The organism is Variovorax sp. V213 (genome assembly GCF_041154455.1).
GTDB lineage: Bacteria > Pseudomonadota > Gammaproteobacteria > Burkholderiales > Burkholderiaceae_C > Variovorax.
The window spans coordinates 729,475-745,586 of sequence record NZ_AP028664.1 but is presented as its reverse complement, the minus strand read 5'-3'; the positions used below and the strand labels follow the sequence as shown (position 1 = coordinate 745,586).

The following is a 16,112-nucleotide window of genomic DNA, read 5'->3' as shown; positions in this document are numbered from 1 at the left end:
CTCTTGTCTTCAATCGATGGGCTCAAGCCATGGAACGGTTCGCGGCGTTGCCCTGCGGCAGCGCCTCGGCATCGTCGCCGCTGACGGCGGAATCGCCCAAGGCCACCAAGGCCTTCTTGACCCCGAACAGCTTCGGCACCATGACGGCCGCCGTTCCCTGTTCGACATTGCCCTGCCCCGTCACGTGATAGACCACGGTGGCTGCCGAGACGATGCGCAGCGAGTGCGTGACCACCACCACGGTGCGCACCTTGGCCACCGCAAGCAGCGTGGCGAGGAGCGTGCGTTCGCTCTGGAAGTCGAGGTCGTTGCTTGGCTCGTCGAGCACCAGCACCGAAGGCTTGCGCAGGAAGCTCATGGCCAGCGCGAGCTTGCGCCGCTCACCCACCGAGAAACCGGTGCCGCCCTCGCCGACCACGGTGCGGTAGCCGTCGGGCAGCCGCGAGATGAAGTCGTGCGCGCCCGAAAGCCTGCAGGCCGCCACCACCTGCTCGTCGCTCTGGCCGGGAGCGGTGCGGCGCATGGTGTCGATCAGCGGCCCGCCAAACCAGTAGACCTCCTGCGAGAGATAGCTGATCCAGCGCGAGAGCTCTTCGCGCCCGAACTGCGAAAGATCGTATTCGCCGATGCTGATGACGCCGCGCGTGGGCGTGTACAGGCCCGAGAGCAGCTTGACCAGCGTCGACTTGCCGGCGCCGTTGCGCCCGACGATCACATGAAGGCCGCCCGGCCCGATGTCGAGATCGACGTTCTCAAGCACCGGTTTCTGCGCACCTTCCGTGAAGCTGAAGCTCACGTCCTTCAGCGTGACACGGCCGAGCGGTTGCGGCAGCGTCATGCCCGAGGGCGGCTTTTCGACCGGCTCGCAGAGCACCTTTTCGAGCCGCTTTGCCGCTTCCTTCGCGGCGGCCAGAGAACGCCAGCTCGACACCAGCCCGGCCACAGGCTGCAGTGCCTTGAGCGCCAGCATGTTCGAGGCGACCAGCCCGCCGACCGTCATCCATTGCTCCATGACCGACACAGCGCCCACGCTCACCACGATGACCGAGAACACCGTCAGCAGCACTGTGGTGCCGTCGCGCGCGCTTTCGATCTGGCCGTTCTTGCTGAAGCTTTCGCCCAGCCAGGCGTTATAGGTCTGGCGCCACATCTCGATGGTCGGTCCGTCGTTTGCCTGCGTCTTGAGCGTTTCGCGCGCGTTGCAGATTTCCGAGGTCATGCGGTCGAGCCCGCGGCCGCGCTGCACTTCCTCGACGCGGCCGGTGCGCACCTCGTCGGCCCACCACCAGGCCAGGAACGCCATGATGGCAAGGAACAGCGCCACCACCGGCAGCACGGGCAAGGCCACGATGCCGATCACCACCAGCGCGAAGATCGCCATCGGCAGGTCGAAGATCGATTGCGCCAGGCCGCCGGTGACGGTGCCGCGCACCGAGGCCACGTCGCGGAAGTACTGGTGCCAGATCGAGGCCGGACGCGCCTCGAGCGCACGAAGCGGGCGGTTCAGCATCGAATGGAGCAGCGCCCCCGAAACGCCGTGGTCGATGATGGCGCCCGCGTTGCGCAGCAGGCGCGAGCGCCGCGTGCGCAGCCAGAACTCGATGCAGAGAAAAAACAGGATGCCGCTCACCAGCGCGGCCAGCGTCGAGACGCCGCTGCGCGACAGCACGCGGTCGTAGACCTGCAGCAGAAAAATCGAAGGCAGCAGGCCGAACAGGCTGATGGGCAGCGAACGCCATGCCGCGCTCTTCACCAACGGATAGGCAGCCCGGAACGCGGTGTGCAGCGCACCCGCGTACGGACTGGCACCGGGCTCCTCGGGCATTTCGGCCACCAGCTGGCTGGGCAAGAGAAACTTGATCATGGGAAGAGGCCGATCCGTTCGGCAATGACGCCTGCGTCATTATCAACTGTTACCCAACTGTTACTAGGCAAAATATCACGTTACGCGCCGCTGCATCGGGGCGCCCGCCGCAGCTTCGCGGCAGATGCCTCGCTACTGCCCGCGGCTTGTTCGGCGATGGCTTCGGCATGCGCACAACCGGCCGGTGCTTTCGCTTGCGGCCGGGCCTCGTCCAGCGGCCATCCCTTGGCCAATACCAGGGCGACGTTGGCGCACAGCAGCATGCAAAGCAGCCATGCGCAAAGCAGTTGCAGCCAGCCCAGCCACCAGCGGCCCGGCGGCGCTGCCTTTGGCTCGAAGAACAGGGGCAGGGGCGCGTTCAATTTCATGGCAATGCTTTCAATACACGGGCCAGCCGGGACAGGCCGACGCCAGCGGAACTCTTGGCCAGCACCCAGTCGCCCGGCTGCAGCAGGCCCCCGAGCGCGGTCGACAGGTCGGACACATCGACGAACCAGTGCGACCTGACCTTGGTGCGGATGCGCGCGTGCAGCGCACGCATGAGCGGGCCGCACAGCAGCACGCGGTCAGGCTGCGATGCGAGCAGTTCCGGCTCGAGCTCGAGGTGATGCCGCTGCGCGGCCGGACCGAGCTCCTGCATGTCACCAAGAATCGCCACGCGCCGCGCCGGCTCGCAGGGCGCCTGCGACAACAGCTCGAGCGCGGCACGCATCGAGCTCGGGTTGGCGTCGTAGGTCTCGTCGATCAGCTTGAAGCTGCCGCCGCCGATGTGGATGGTGTGCAGCGCGCCACGCCCGCCCGGCGGCTCGAAGCGCGCGAAGGGCTCGACTGCGGCAGACAGCTTCAGGCGCATCGCCTGCAACGCGGCCAGAGCGGCCACCGCGCTGGCGCCCATGTGTCGCCCCGGCGCATTGAGGCGAAGCTGGAATGGCTCGCCGAGCACAAGGGCCTGGACCTCGCCGTGATCGAACGCGAGCAGCCGCATGTCGGCGCCCTTGTGCTCGCCATAGGTCACGATCTGGAGCTGTTGCGCCATCGCGGCCTCGGCAAAGGTCGCGAACTCGGGAAGGTCGCGGTTCAAGACGGCAGTGTCGCCAGGTGCCATGCCTTCGAAGATGTGGCTGTCCAGGCGCGCGGCGGCCTCCGAGGGTCCGCGGTGTTTCTGCGAAGCGGATGAAAGCCCCGTCACCACCGTCACCATCGGCCGCACCAGTTGCGTCGACGCGAGGATGTGCGGCGAGCCCATCTCCAACACCCAATAGGCCGCGTGCCGCGGCATGCAGGTCAGGTTCCAGGCGAGGCCCGAGGGGAGGCTGACGTTGCCCTCGGGCCGGCCGACTTCGCCCCACACCGCCAGGGTCTCGGCCAGCATCGCGGCCACGGTGCTGCTGCCGGCGCCACTGCCCAGCACGCCGCAGACACGCCCGCCGAACTCGGTGCGCGCATGCGCGCCCAATGCCAGCACGGCCTGCTGCACGTTGGCAACCTGGAGCACGGGCACCCGCTTGTCCAGATGCGGTGCGGCGTCGGCGCACAGCACGGCGGCCGCAGGCTGCAACACGCCCTTGAGCGCCACGGCGGCCAGCGGCGCCCTGGCGGGCCGTGCCTGGTGCTCGAACACCACCCGCCCCTTGCGCAGGAAGGAGCGTTGCGCCACGCCGCCGGCGCGCCAGCCATCGTCCGGCCTGACCACCCATTCGCCGCTGGTCACGCGCGCCATTTCGCTCGCGGTCCAGGGAGCGCCGTCGTCTTTCACGCTGCCGGCACCGGGCAAGGCTCGCCGCTCCAGCAGGTAGCGGTGATAGGCCACGAAGCCGGACACATACTGCGCCACGTCGTCGATGCGCACGCGGAACGCGTGATGCCGGATGAAGAACGCGCCGGCGATGGTGGACGGCCGCCGGAAGTACATCGCCATCTCGGGCCAGAAGAAGCCGTTCTGCAGATAGTGGGCGCGGTACTCGAGCGCGCGGTAGAACTTCTCCGTGTCGAGCTCGTCGAGCAGGTGCCGCATTGCGGGCATGCCCTCGAGCCGCTGGAGCATCTGCTGCGCCGCCAGCATGAGCTCGAGCAGCGTGGGAAAGGTGGTCTTGCGGTCGAGCACGAAGTCCAGGTACCCGGCCACGTTCTGCAGGCCGAAGCGAAAGTACTTTTCCTGCGGGCTCCAGCGCGTGAGTTCGTTGACGCAGCAGCTCAGCCAGTGGTCGTGCGCCTGCCAGTGCTGGCTCGCAATGAAATGGTCGAAGGCCTTCTCGACCACCACCAGCCATCTGGCATCGCGCGTGAGGTCGTACAGGCGCATGAGGCCGACGGTCGCCTGGCCGTCATGGAAGACAGCGTGCGAGGCCTGCTTCAGCTGCAGGTCGGCGGCATGAAGCACGTGGTTGAAACGGCCCGTGGCGGCGTCCTGCAGCCATGCGATGCCCAGCGCCAATTTCTCCAGCAACGGCAACCAGTCGCGCGTGTCCATCGTCTCGCAATACTTCACCAGCGCGAGCACGCAGGCGGCATTGCCGCCCAGCCTGATTTCTTCACCAGTGTCGATGAGGAAGGCGAGCTGGGTGCCGTCCGCGAGCCTGTAGTGGCGTATGAGCGAATTCGCGAGATAGTCGAGCGCGTGGTCGATGGCAGCACGCAGCTTGTCGTCCCGCGTGAGCTCCCACGCCTCGATCATGGCGTGGAGCGCACCCGCGTGGCGCGACACGTCATACGTGGAAATGCGGCGGTCGAAGCACGGAAAGTAGCCGTACGCAAACAACCCGTCGCCCTGCACCTGGCGCGCAAGATAAGCCGAGCCGCTGCGCACGAGTTCGAGCACCGACTGCGAATTGAGCGCCGGCGCCTGGCGCCGACCGGCATCGAGCCCCGTGCCGACGAGCTTGTGCACGACGCCGTCCGATTGGCAGAAGACACCTGCGGTCGCAAGCAGGTAGACCGGCTGGTCCGCCGGCAAGTCGAGCAGCGGCGCACGTGCGAAGCGCGCCTGGCCGTAGACCTCGAAGTTGCGCGCATTGACCACCGCATGCGCAATGGTCGAGTCGCCGCACAGCATCGCGTTGGCGTTGAGTTCCTGCTCGGTGAACGCGATCTCGAAGCTCTTGTCGAAAGCCAGGCCAAGGCGAAAGTAGTTGCGCTTGACGGCGGCGAGCTGCGCCTTGAACTGCGCCCAATCCATCGGGCTTGCGCCCTCGACCCAATCGATGCGCAGCCATGGCGAGACCAGGCCGTATTCGCGCACCCGGCGCTCCACGGCCTCGGCGCCTTCGCGCCACGCGGCCTCGAACCCGGCCGCACGCGCGTGCACCACGTGCGCGCGCTGCGAACCGTCGCTCACCGAGAAGAAAAGCGTGAAGGCCGGATAAGGCGCCGGCAGCGCCGCACATACCGAGACCAGACGCTCGTGGCAGGCCTGGAGCTGGTCGGAGAAGGACATCATTCGGCCCCGATCGAATACGGAAGCCCGGCCGCGGCCGTCATCTGCTCTCGCTTTGACGTGGCGGACCGGAAGCTCCCCTCGAAGGCATCGCGGTTCTCCGGATCAGCGGTAGCTGAATTCGGCTCTGCGATTGAGCTGATAGCCCTCCTCGGTGGTTGCGGGGGACGCGGGTTTTTCCATGCCCCAGCTGACGGCCTCGATGCGCTCGCCCGGCACGCCAAGCTGCGTGAGCGCACGCTGCACGGACTCGGCTCGGCGCTGGGCCAGCGCGAGGTTGTATTCGCGGCCGCCGCGCGAATCGGTGTGGCCTTCGATCATCACCTTGCTCGCGGGACGGTTCCGGAGAAAGTTCGCGTGCGCTTCCACCACGCTGCGGTACTGCGGCTTGACGTCGTACTTGTCGAAGTCGAAATACACGATCCTCGCCACGCCGACCGGGCCGTTCTCGACCGGCGGCGCGGGCGGAGGCGGCTCCACCTTCGCGACCGGAGTGCCCTTGTTCGAGTAGTAGTAGGTAGCGTCTTCGCGCCCGCTCTTGATCGCCGTTCCGCAGGCGGCAAGGCTTGCCGCGAGCGCGACGACGGTCAATATCCGATAGCTGCTGCTGTTGTTCATACCCAAATCCTTTCGAGGGACAGGCCGACACCGGCCTGTCCCTGGTGCTGTCGTTCTTCTTCTCCTCTACTGCCTCTTTGTTGCTTAGCCCAGCAGGCCGTGCAGGATGTTCGTCACGGGCGTGAGAACGTTGCCGGTCCCTGCGGCTTGATCGACCAGGCTGGTGATCGGGGTCACCACGTCGGTCACGATCGGCGCCGCTTCCGCCACGGTGTCGAGCACGCCGTGGACCGTTTCAATCGCCGGAGTGAGCGTCGGGGTCGCGCCAGCCAGGATGTCGGTCACCGGCTCGGCCACCTCGGACACGGCGGAGACCACGGGTTCCAAAACTTCTCCGACAGTGCCTGCGGTGTCCAGCACCGGATCCAGGATGTTGGCAACCGCGTTGCTGCCCCCAGGGCGCCGCCGAGCAAGCCGTCGCTGCCGAGCAGGCTGCCGACCAGCCCGTCGTCACCGAGAAGATCGCCGCCGAGCAGGCCACCCGCCACGCCGTCCTCGCCGAGCACGCCGCCCAGCAGGTCACCGCCAAGCAAGTCGCCGCCCAGGAGATCGCCGCCGAGCAGGTTGCCAACGAGGCCGTCTTCGCCGAGCACGCCGCCCAGCAGGTCACCGCCAAGCAAGTCACCGCCCAGGAGATCGCCGCCGAGCAGGTTGCCGACAAGGCCGTCTTCGCCGAGCACGCCGCCCAGCAGGTCACCGCCAAGCAAGTCGCCGCCCAGGAGATCGCCGCCGAGCAGGTTGCCGACAAGGCCGTCTTCGCCGAGCACGCCGCCCAGCAGGTCACCGCCAAGCAAGTCGCCGCCCAAGAGATCGCCGCCGAGCAGGCTACCGACAACGCCGTCTTCACCGACCAGGCCGCCAAGCAAGCCGTCGCCACCGAGCACACCGCCCAGCACGCCGCTGTCACCCAGCAGGTTGTCGACCAGGCCGTCGTCGCCGAGAACGCCGCCGAGGAGGCCATCGCTGGCAAGGAGACTGCCGAGCGCGCCGTCGCTGCCCAGCAAACCGTCTTCGCCGAGCAGGCCGCCGGCGAGGCCTTCGTCGCCGAGCACACCGCCCAGCAGACCATCGCCGCCCAGCACACCACCGGTCAGACCACCTAGCAGGCCGTCTTCGCCGCCGAGCAGGCCACCCAGCGGGCCGTCTTCGATCAGGCCACCCACCACGCCATTCGCGCCGAGCAGGTTGTCCACCACGCCGTCCTGGCCGAGCAAGCTGCCCGTGAGGCCTTCGCTGCCCAGCAAACCGGCCGCCGTGCCTTCTCCGCCAAGCAGGCCACCGACCAGGCCGTCGCCGCTGAGCAGGCCGCCCACCGGACTGTCGCTGCTGAGCAAGCCGCCCAGCAGGCCGTCTTCGCCCAATGGTCCGCCGAGCAGGCCGCCCAGGGCACCGCCATCGCCCAGCAGGCCGCCGACGAGGCCTTCGTCGCTCAGCACGTTGCCAAGCAGTCCGCCGATGGCGCTGTCTTCACCGATGAGGTTGCCAACGGCGCCGTCGTCGGCGAGGAGCCCGCCGACCAGGCCGTCTTCGCTCATCAGGGTGCTGACGAGGCTGTCTTCGCCGAGCACGCCTTCGACCAGGTCGCCGACCAGGCCGCCATCGCCGACGAGGCCATCAACGACGCCATCCACACCGAGCGCCGTGGTCACGCCGCTCAGGATGCCGTTGTCGCCCACGAGGTTGTCGATGCCGTTCTGAAGCGCATCCGTGAGGTGGTCGACTTGGCCGACCAGCGCTCCGGTGGCGCCTTCGCCGAGCAGGGCGTCGACGATCGGGCTTGCGGCGCCCCCGACACTGCCGACCACGGTTTCGCTGAAATCGTCCACCGGATCGAACTGGTTCGGATCGTCCCGCGTGAAATGTTCGCCGAGCACCGGAGACACCAGGTCATCGACCAGGTCGGTCGTGCTGTCGATGACGCCTGGCACCGGGGTGAGCGAACCACCGAGGCCCAGGTTGTCGTCGGTCGAGCCCACCACACCACCCGCGAGGGCATCGCCCGGATCGAGCAGGTGATCGCCGTCTGCGTCTGCGTCTGCGTCGGCGTCTGCGTCGGCGTCGGCGTCTGCGTCTGCGTCTGCGTCTGCGTCGGCGTCGGCGTCGGCGTCAGCGTCAGCGTCGGCGTCGGCGTCGGCGTCGGCGTCAGCGTCGGCGTCGGCGTCGGCGTCGGCATCGGCATCGGCATCGGCATCAGCGTCGGCGTCGGCGTCGGCGTCGGCATCGGCATCGGCATCGGCATCGGCATCGGCATCGGCATCGGCATCGGCATCGGCATCGGCGTCGGCGTCGGCGTCGGCATCAGCGTCGGCGTCGGCATCGGCATCAGCGTCGGCGTCGGCGTCGGCGTCGGCGTCGGCGTCGGCGTCAGCGTCGGCATCGGCGTCAGCATCCGCATCGGCATCTCCGTCATCGCCGCTGCCAAGAAGGAACGGAATCGTTCCACCGTCGCCCCCACCGCCGCCGCCCAGGGCAGCGCCAAGCCCGGCGGCACCCAATGCGCCGAGCGCGAATTCGCCCAGCCCGAGACCGCTGCCGGCCGCGACCTTCTTGGTCACTGCCAGTGCGGCCGCCTCGGCATCGCTGTCCGGCGGCGTCACTTGCAGGTCGCCCGAGGCGACGTCGACGTTCACCTGTTCAAGGCCGCCGGGCAGCTTGGTCGAACCGATGGTCGCATCGGTGCCGCCGGTGAATACGCCGGCCAGCGGCGCCTTGTTGCTGGCCGAGCCGGGAAAGAGAACGTTGGCCTGCCCGCCTTCAGGGACGATCACGCGATCGCCCGCGATCAATGTCTGGTTGCCGTCCACCGGAATGCGGACACCGTCCCGCATCACCGCGACGCCCGGCGTAGCATTGGACAATGTGCCCACGCCGGCAGGTGCCGTCGTGGCGGCAGGCGCCGGCGAGCCGGTCACGATGGGTGCGCCCAGCGGTGTGCTGGTGGCTTGAGCGATGACCACAGGAGCGACGCCACTGGCGGCAAGTCCTTCGGTCGATGGGGTCGGTGCTTGTGGTGCGTTCATGACAGCCTCTGTGACAAAAGATGCGTGTACAGGGGCAACTAGCGTGCCGATTCGTTACCGCGCTTCGATATCGGCCCATCCAATGACGCAAGCTATTGATTCATATAGATATTTATTTAAAACGGGGCGTGCGCGCCGGCGTTGAAAAAAGCCTCCGGAGCGGCCTTTTGGCACTTCGTTACGTAACGATGTAACGTCTCGCTACCGGAACATCGACCTCCATTTCTCTTCTTCAAACAGATATGTTCAACCCCTCCCAGGAAGACGTGCGCCGCTTCTTTTGCGATGTGTACGCCAAGCACCGCCAGGGCTTGCCGATGGAAGCGCTCGAGACGATTGCCGCGGGATGGATCGATGCGCACCCCGAATACCACGGCGACCTGGCCGATGCCGATGCGGCGGTGGCACGCGTGTACGACGGCTCGAACGGCCGGGAGAATCCGTTTCTCCACCTGTCGATGCATCTGTCGATCAGCGAGCAATGCTCGATCGACCAGCCGCGCGGCATCCGCCAGGCCGTGGAGCTGCTGGCGGCCCGCCGCGGTTCGCTGCTCGACGCGCATCACGAGGCCATGGAATGCCTGGGCCAGATGATGTGGGAGAGCCAGCGCGCCGGCCGGCCGCCCGACGGCGACGGCTACGTGGCGTGCGTGCAGCGACGAGCAACAAAAGACTAGGCGCATCCGCAGGGCTGGATCGCTACTCCTGCGGCTTTCTCCTGGGCTGCGAAGGCGGCGCGCCCTGCTGCCTGGCACCTTCGCGGAGCAGCGCGGCCATGGCCGCACGCAAGGCCGAGGGCTCTGCATCGCTGCGCAGCAGCAGGCCCACGGGTTCGTCGGTGCCGGCGGTTTCGATGCGCAGCCGGACCAGGCGTTCGTCCGCCAGTTCGCCGCGGGCGGCGCCAAGCGGCGTGATCCAGACCGCGTCGGACACCGCGAGCAGGCCGCGCGCCACCGCCACGTCGAGCGTCTGCAGCGCGTTGGCCGGAAGCACCAGGCCGCGCGCCGACAAGAAACTTTCCGTGTTGTGGCGCGGGATCGTGCCCTCGCCATACACCACCAGCGGATAGTCGAGCACCGCCTGCACCGACACCGTCCGGGTGGACCGGGCCACCAGCGGATGGCCCGCGCGCACGGCAAACACCAGCGGCTCGGTGTAGAGCAGCTCGAAGCTGAGCCCGCCCATGAGCCGCGGATCGCTGATGCGGCCCACCACCATGTCGAGCTCCCCGGCGCGCAGCTCGTCGAGCAGCACCGGGTTGGCCGCGCTCTTCACCACCACCTGCACCGACGGCCAATGCTCGCGAAAGCGCGCGAGCGCCATGGGCAGCAGGGCCGGCCCCACGCTCGGCAGGGTGCCGATGCGCAGCCGCTCGACCCGCTCGCCCGAGGCCGGCGCCACCGCCTGCGCGCTGGCATCGAGCGCCTCGAGCACGCGCAGGGCATGGGCCAGCAGCTGCTCGCCGGCCGGTGCCAGCCCCTGTACGCCGCGCCGCCCGGCCTTGCTGCGTTCGACCAGGCGGGCGCCGACGATGGCCTCGAGCTCCGAGAGGGTCTTGGAGACCGCCGGCTGGCTCAGCGAAAGCCGCTCCGCGGCGCGCGCCAGATGGCGCTCCTGCGCCACCGCGACCAGGCAGCGCAGGTGCCGCAACTGCACGCTGCGCACGAAGTCCTGGCGAATGTCGGCAGAGGTTTTCAATTACCTTTGGTTATTCAAAACAGATCAATCTTCAATTTACATCATCGAACGGGACTTCTAAAGTCTGGCTTCCATATATTCCGATTCGTCCCACGACAGGAGAGACAACGCATGTTGACCCCAACCAAGGCATCCCCCGCCATCCTCACCCCGCGCGACTGGCAAGCCCACCCCTCTTACATCTATCCCGGCTACAAGTCGACTGTGAAGCGCGGGCCGCAGAAGCCCCTGGTTCCGCTGAAGGCCTCGCTGGGCGAATTGCAGCAGCCGGTCTACGGGCACGACAGCATCGGCGCGCTCGACCACGACCTGACCCGCAACGCGCGCAGGAACGGCGAGCCGCTGGGCGAGCGCATGATCCTCACCGGGCAGGTGCTGGACGAGCGCCGCCGCCCGGTGGCCAACACGCTGGTCGAGATCTGGCAGGCCAACGCCGCGGGCCGCTACGTGCACAAGGTCGACCAGCACGATGCGCCGCTCGACCCCAACTTCCTGGGCGCGGGCCGCTGCCTGACCGACAGCGAGGGCCGCTACCGCTTCCTCACCATCAAGCCCGGCGCCTATCCCTGGGGCAACCACCCCAACGCCTGGCGTCCGCAGCACATCCATATGTCGCTGTTCGGCCAGAGCTTTGCGAGCCGCCTGGTCACGCAGATGTACTTTCCCGGCGATCCGCTGATGCAGTACGACCCCATGATCACCGGCACGCCGGAGCGCTACCGCAACCGGCTGATTGCCGACTTCAGCCTCGACGTCACCGAGGAAGGCTACGCGCTGGGCTATCAGTTCGACGTCGTGCTGCGCGGCGCCGACGAAACGCCGTTCGAAAACCGTTGAGCCAGAAGGAGACACACACCATGTTGATGAGCGCACAGGAAGCCGACTTCGGCCAGACCCCCTCCCAGACCGTGGGCCCCTACTTCGCCTATGGCCTCACCGCCACCCAGTACGGCTACGACTTCGACCAGCCTTTCGACGCCGTCGTGGCGCTGGACAACGCCACCGGCGAGCGCATCCGGCTCGAGGGCCGCGTGATCGACGGCGACGGCAACCCCATCAACGATGCGCTGGTCGAGATCAGCCAGCCCGATGGCCAAGGCCGCTATCCGCAGACGCCGGCCGAGGCCCGCGAGATCGGCTTCCGCGCCTTCGGCCGCGCCGGCACGGGCATCGATCCGCAGAACCGCTTCGTGTTCCACACCGTGAAGCCGGGCGCCGAGTCGCCGGGCGAAGCCCCGCATGTCAACGTGATCGTGCTGATGCGCGGCCTCTTGCTGCATGCCTTCACGCGCGTGTATTTCAGCGACGAGGCCGAAGCCAACGCCAAGGACGCCGTGCTGACCAGCGTGCCGGCCGAGCGCCGCCACACGCTGCTTGCGGAGCGCGTGGAGCAAGGCGGCGCGGTGAGCTACCGCTTCGACATCCGCATGCAGGGGGCCGACGAAACGGTGTTCTTCGACGTCTGACCGGCATCGCCCGGACGCAAAAAAGCCCGCTTCGCGCGGGCTTTTTCATGGGAGCGGGAAGTGGCGCTGCTCGGGCTGCGCCTGCCGCTGCTTGTTATTGTGCGCCGTGGTGGATGCGCGATTCCGGCACCGTCTTGAGTTCGCCGGGCAGCGAGCTGATGTAGCTGGCGAGCGTCTTCAGTTCGGCGTTGGTGAACTTCTTGGGCTCGACCTGCTGCGCCATCACCGCATTCGAACGGCCCAGGTGCGCGTTGTTCTTGACGCGGTACGACTTGAGCGCCACGAAGAGGTAGTCGGCATGCTGGCCGGCCAGCTTGGGCACCGTGCCGTCGTTCGGCGTGTTGAAGTTGGCGCCGTGGCACTTGGTACAGCTGTTGTCCTTGTCGCGCGACACCAGGGCCTGGACGTTCTCAGGCATGGGCTTGGCCAGCGTGGCCGGCGGTGCGTCGCCTTCCTTCAGGCCCAGCTGGCTGTAATAGGCGGCCACATCGGCGATGTCCTGGTCTTTCAGGGTGTCGGCAATGGCGCGCATGGTGGGGTGCTTGCGGTCGCCAGCCTTGTAGGCGTTGAGCGCAGAGGTGATGTAGCTGGCGCTCTGGCCGGCAATCATGGGCACCTTGTGGATCTCCGGAAAACTGGCCTGGTAGCCAATGATGCCGTGGCAGCCCACGCACATCGCAACCTTCTTGGCGCCGTCCTGGGCATTGCCCGTGACTTGCTGGGCTTGCGCCGAGACCGTCACGCAAGCGACAGCGAAGGCAAACATCGTGGTCAACAACTTGTTCATTTTGCGCGCACAATCTCGTGGAGATACAGTTTTTCGAATCAACATTCGATTATATGCAAGGGTCCCCCGGGAACCCCTGCCGGCCGACCAAAGGCCGCGCAAAGCGAATCGAGTGTGTTCTTTTCTCCACCCGGCCTCCTCCACCTGCTTGCGTTCCACTCATGAAATTCAAGGGCTCAGACAACTACGTCGCCACTCAGGACCTGATGCTGGCGGTCAATGCCGCCATCACGCTCAAACGCCCGCTGCTCGTCAAGGGCGAACCCGGCACCGGCAAGACCATGCTGGCGGAGGAAGTGGCGGACTCGCTCGGCCTGCCGCTCCTGCAGTGGCACATCAAGTCGACCACCAAGGCGCAGCAGGGCCTGTATGAATACGACGCCGTGAGCCGCCTGCGCGACTCGCAGCTCAAGGACGTGGACGGCGGCGAACGCGTCAGGGACATCCAGAACTACATCGTCAAGGGCGTGCTCTGGCAGGCCTTCACGGCCGACCAGCCGGTGGCGCTGCTCATCGACGAGATCGACAAGGCCGACATCGAATTTCCGAACGACCTGCTGCGCGAAATCGACCGCATGGAGTTCTATTGCTACGAGACGCGCGAGCTCATCCGCGCCAAGCACCGGCCGGTGGTGTTCATCACCTCCAACAACGAGAAGGAGCTGCCCGACGCCTTCCTGCGCCGCTGCTTCTTCCACTACATCAAGTTCCCCGACGCCGAGACGATGAAGCACATCGTGGCGGTGCACTTTCCCGGCCTGAAGCAAGCGCTGCTCACGTCCGCGATGAAGACCTTCTACGACGTGCGCAACCTGCCCGGCCTGAAGAAGAAGCCTTCCACCTCCGAACTGCTCGACTGGCTCAAGCTGCTGGTGGCCGAAGACATTCCGATCGAGGCCCTGCAGAGCAAGGACGACAAGGTTGCCGTGCCGCCACTGGTGGGCGCGCTGCTCAAGAACGAGCAGGACGTGACCCTGTTCGAGAAGCTCGTCTTCATGCAGCGCAACAACCGATGAGCCAGCCCCCGCCCGGCCGCTCCGAAGGGGGCTCGCACCGCAGCGCGAAGCACGGAGGTTGCCTTTGACCCGCCAGGCGCCGCATCCGGTCGGCCAGCTGCTCAAGCTGGGCGTGGCGCAGGCCGTGCTGTTCGTGGCCGGTGCGCTGCTCGGCCGCTGGATCGGGCTCCAGCTGGGGCTGGATGCCTTCGGGCCCAACGGCTACGGCAACCGCGAGATCTTCGGCATCCTGCTGATCGGCGTGGGCGGTGGCGGCGGCGTGCAGCTGGCCCGGGCGTGGTACGACCGCAAGTACGGCAAGCCAAGAGGCTGAAAAAACAATCCTGAGGGGTGTTGAAGATGGCGTTCGTCGAACCTGTCACGCTGAAGGCCCGCGACCTGGCGCTGGTGCCGCTTTCGCTCGATCATGAAGCGGGCCTGCGCGCCGCCGCGGCCGACGGCGAACTCTGGAAGCTGCGCGTCACCTCGGTGCCGGAGCCGCACGAAACCCGCGCCTACATCGAAACCGCCCTGCAGGGCCGCGAAGCCGGCCACCGCTTTGCATTTGCGGTGACCGAGGCCGAAAGCGGCACCGTGCTCGGCAGCACCAGCTTTCACGACATCCTGCCGGCGGTCGGGCGCGTGGAGATCGGCTACACCTGGTATGCCAGGCGCTGCCAGCGCACGCACGTCAACACCACCTGCAAGCTGCTCATGCTGACGCACGCCTTCGATACCCTCGGCTGCAACGTGGTGGGCTGGCGCACCGACAATTTCAACTTCGCTTCGCAGCAAGCCATCGAGCGGCTCGGCGCAAAAAAAGACGGCGTCATTCGCGGCCATGCCATGCGCCGTGACGGCACCATCCGCGACACCGTCATGTACAGCCTGCGCTCGGGCGAGTGGCCCGAGGTAAAGGCCCAGTTGCTCTATCTGCTCGACAAGCCGCGAAGCTGAAGAGAAGCTCAAGGAAAGCCCGACCATGCTGATCGATTTCTTCTACACGCTGCGCTCGGCCAAGCTGCCGGTCTCTGTCAAGGAATACCTCACGCTGCTGGAGGCGCTGCAGGCCGACGTGGTGGGGCCCAACTCCGACGGCGCCTTTGGCCTGGACGACTTCTACTATCTCTCGCGCACCGCGCTGGTCAAGGACGAGAAGCACTACGACAAGTTCGACCGCGCCTTTGCCGCCTACTTCAAGGGCGTGGAGATGCTGGCCGACTTCACCAAGGAAGTGCCGCTCGACTGGCTGCGCAAGACCCTGGAGCGCGAGTTCACGGCCGAAGAAAAAGCCAAGATCGAGAAGATGGGCTGGGACGAGCTCATGGAAACGCTCAAGAAGCGCTTCGAAGAGCAGAAGGAACGCCACGAGGGCGGCAGCAAGTGGATCGGCACCGGCGGCACCTCGCCTTTCGGCCACGGCGGCTACAACCCGCAGGGCGTGCGCATCGGCGGAGCGGGCAAGAACAAGAGCGCCGTGAAGGTGTGGGACCAGCGCGCCTACAAGGACTACGACGACAGCCAGGAGCTCGGCACGCGCAACATCAAGGTGGCGCTGCGCCGGCTGCGCAAGTTCGCGCGCGAAGGCCATGAAGAAGAGCTGGACCTGGACGACACCATCCACTCGACCGCGGCCAATGCCGGCTACCTCGACATCAAGATGCGGCCCGAGCGCCACAACAACGTCAAGGTGCTGCTGCTGATGGACGTGGGCGGCACCATGGACGAGCACATCCAGCGCGTGGAGGAGCTGTTCTCGGCCGTGAAGACCGAGTTCAAGCACCTGGAGTTCTACTACTTCCACAACTGCGTGTACGACTTCATGTGGAAGAACAACAAGCGCCGCTTCTCCGAGAAGTTCGCGACCTGGGACATCCTGCGCAAGTACAACAAGGACTACAAGCTCATCTTCGTCGGCGACGCGACCATGAGCCCCTACGAGATCCTGCAGCCCGGCGGCAGCGTCGAGTACAACAACGAGGAAGCCGGCGCCGAGTGGGTCCAGCGCCTCACGCATGCCTTTCCCAAGTTCGCCTGGATCAACCCCGAGCCGCAGGGCGTGTGGCAATACCGCCAGAGCATTGCCGTGATGCAGCAGCTCATGTCGAACCGCATGTACCCGCTCACGCTGCGGGGCCTCGAAGACGCGATGCGAATGCTTTCGAAGTAAGGCGGCGTGCGGCATCCGCCTGTGTGTCCGGATGCTTCCGGAGCCGGCGCGCCTTGCTGTC

The 16,112-nt window shown here is 66.7% G+C and carries 13 protein-coding genes and 1 pseudogene; 7 read left to right on the top strand and 7 right to left on the bottom strand.

Translation table 11 applies throughout. From position 1 onward, the window contains the following. Positions 1-22: 22 nt before the first annotated feature. The 5 genes and pseudogenes from ACAM55_RS03590 to ACAM55_RS03570 all read right to left on the bottom strand — a co-directional run bounded on the left by ACAM55_RS03590 (position 23) and on the right by ACAM55_RS03570 (position 8,935). The gene (locus ACAM55_RS03590) at positions 23-1,864 is read right to left on the bottom strand and encodes a peptidase domain-containing ABC transporter (RefSeq protein ID WP_369654703.1); all 1,842 of its coding nucleotides are present in this window, start codon (positions 1,862-1,864) and stop codon (positions 23-25) included. Between the two features lie 80 nt (positions 1,865-1,944). Then, positions 1,945-2,232: a hypothetical protein gene (locus tag ACAM55_RS03585; RefSeq protein ID WP_369654702.1), complete on the bottom strand. Its 288-nt coding sequence runs from the start codon at positions 2,230-2,232 to the stop codon at positions 1,945-1,947. Continuing rightward, a complete protein-coding gene (locus ACAM55_RS03580; RefSeq protein ID WP_369654701.1) occupies positions 2,229-5,300 on the bottom strand; it encodes a Mur ligase family protein in 3,072 nt (1,023 codons plus the stop codon). The genes ACAM55_RS03585 and ACAM55_RS03580 overlap by 4 nt, the downstream gene beginning before the upstream one ends. Before the next feature lie 102 nt (positions 5,301-5,402). Beyond that, positions 5,403-5,915, bottom strand: coding sequence for an OmpA family protein (locus ACAM55_RS03575; protein WP_369654700.1), 513 nt, complete (start codon positions 5,913-5,915; stop codon positions 5,403-5,405). Positions 5,916-5,999: 84 nt separating this feature from the next. Then, positions 6,000-8,935 (bottom strand): annotated as a pseudogene (locus tag ACAM55_RS03570) (hypothetical protein). 242 nt (positions 8,936-9,177) lie between these two features. Between ACAM55_RS03570 and ACAM55_RS03565 the strand changes: the two are divergent. Continuing rightward, entirely contained in the window at positions 9,178-9,612 is a 435-nt protein-coding gene (locus ACAM55_RS03565) for a DUF1841 family protein (RefSeq protein WP_369654699.1), read from the top strand. A gap of 22 nt (positions 9,613-9,634) precedes the next feature. Here ACAM55_RS03565 and ACAM55_RS03560 read toward each other — a convergent pair whose 3' ends face one another. Next, positions 9,635-10,633, bottom strand: coding sequence for a LysR substrate-binding domain-containing protein (locus ACAM55_RS03560; protein ID WP_369654698.1), 999 nt, complete (start codon positions 10,631-10,633; stop codon positions 9,635-9,637). A gap of 111 nt (positions 10,634-10,744) precedes the next feature. On the opposite strand from ACAM55_RS03560, the gene pcaH reads away from it, so the two are divergent. Both pcaH and pcaG read left to right on the top strand, forming a co-directional pair. Continuing rightward, entirely contained in the window at positions 10,745-11,470 is a 726-nt protein-coding gene (gene pcaH / locus ACAM55_RS03555) for a protocatechuate 3,4-dioxygenase subunit beta (protein WP_369654697.1), read from the top strand. Positions 11,471-11,490: 20 nt separating this feature from the next. Then, a complete protein-coding gene (pcaG, locus tag ACAM55_RS03550; protein ID WP_369654696.1) occupies positions 11,491-12,099 on the top strand; it encodes a protocatechuate 3,4-dioxygenase subunit alpha in 609 nt (202 codons plus the stop codon). 94 nt (positions 12,100-12,193) lie between these two features. On the opposite strand, the gene ACAM55_RS03545 is transcribed toward pcaG, so the two are convergent. After that, positions 12,194-12,886: a cytochrome c gene (locus ACAM55_RS03545; RefSeq protein ID WP_369654695.1), complete on the bottom strand. Its 693-nt coding sequence runs from the start codon at positions 12,884-12,886 to the stop codon at positions 12,194-12,196. 161 nt (positions 12,887-13,047) lie between these two features. On the opposite strand from ACAM55_RS03545, the gene ACAM55_RS03540 reads away from it, so the two are divergent. The 4 genes from ACAM55_RS03540 to ACAM55_RS03525 all read left to right on the top strand — a co-directional run bounded on the left by ACAM55_RS03540 (position 13,048) and on the right by ACAM55_RS03525 (position 16,051). Next, the gene (locus ACAM55_RS03540) at positions 13,048-13,902 is read left to right on the top strand and encodes an AAA family ATPase (protein ID WP_369654694.1); all 855 of its coding nucleotides are present in this window, start codon (positions 13,048-13,050) and stop codon (positions 13,900-13,902) included. Between the two features lie 64 nt (positions 13,903-13,966). Next, on the top strand, positions 13,967-14,215 hold the full coding sequence (locus tag ACAM55_RS03535; RefSeq protein WP_093016776.1) for a hypothetical protein: 249 nt from the start codon (positions 13,967-13,969) through the stop codon (positions 14,213-14,215). A 26-nt stretch (positions 14,216-14,241) separates the two neighbouring features. Continuing rightward, the gene (locus ACAM55_RS03530; RefSeq protein WP_369654693.1) at positions 14,242-14,838 is read left to right on the top strand and encodes a GNAT family N-acetyltransferase; all 597 of its coding nucleotides are present in this window, start codon (positions 14,242-14,244) and stop codon (positions 14,836-14,838) included. A gap of 25 nt (positions 14,839-14,863) precedes the next feature. Then, positions 14,864-16,051: a VWA domain-containing protein gene (locus ACAM55_RS03525; protein WP_093016778.1), complete on the top strand. Its 1,188-nt coding sequence runs from the start codon at positions 14,864-14,866 to the stop codon at positions 16,049-16,051. The last annotated feature ends 61 nt before the right edge of the window (positions 16,052-16,112 follow it).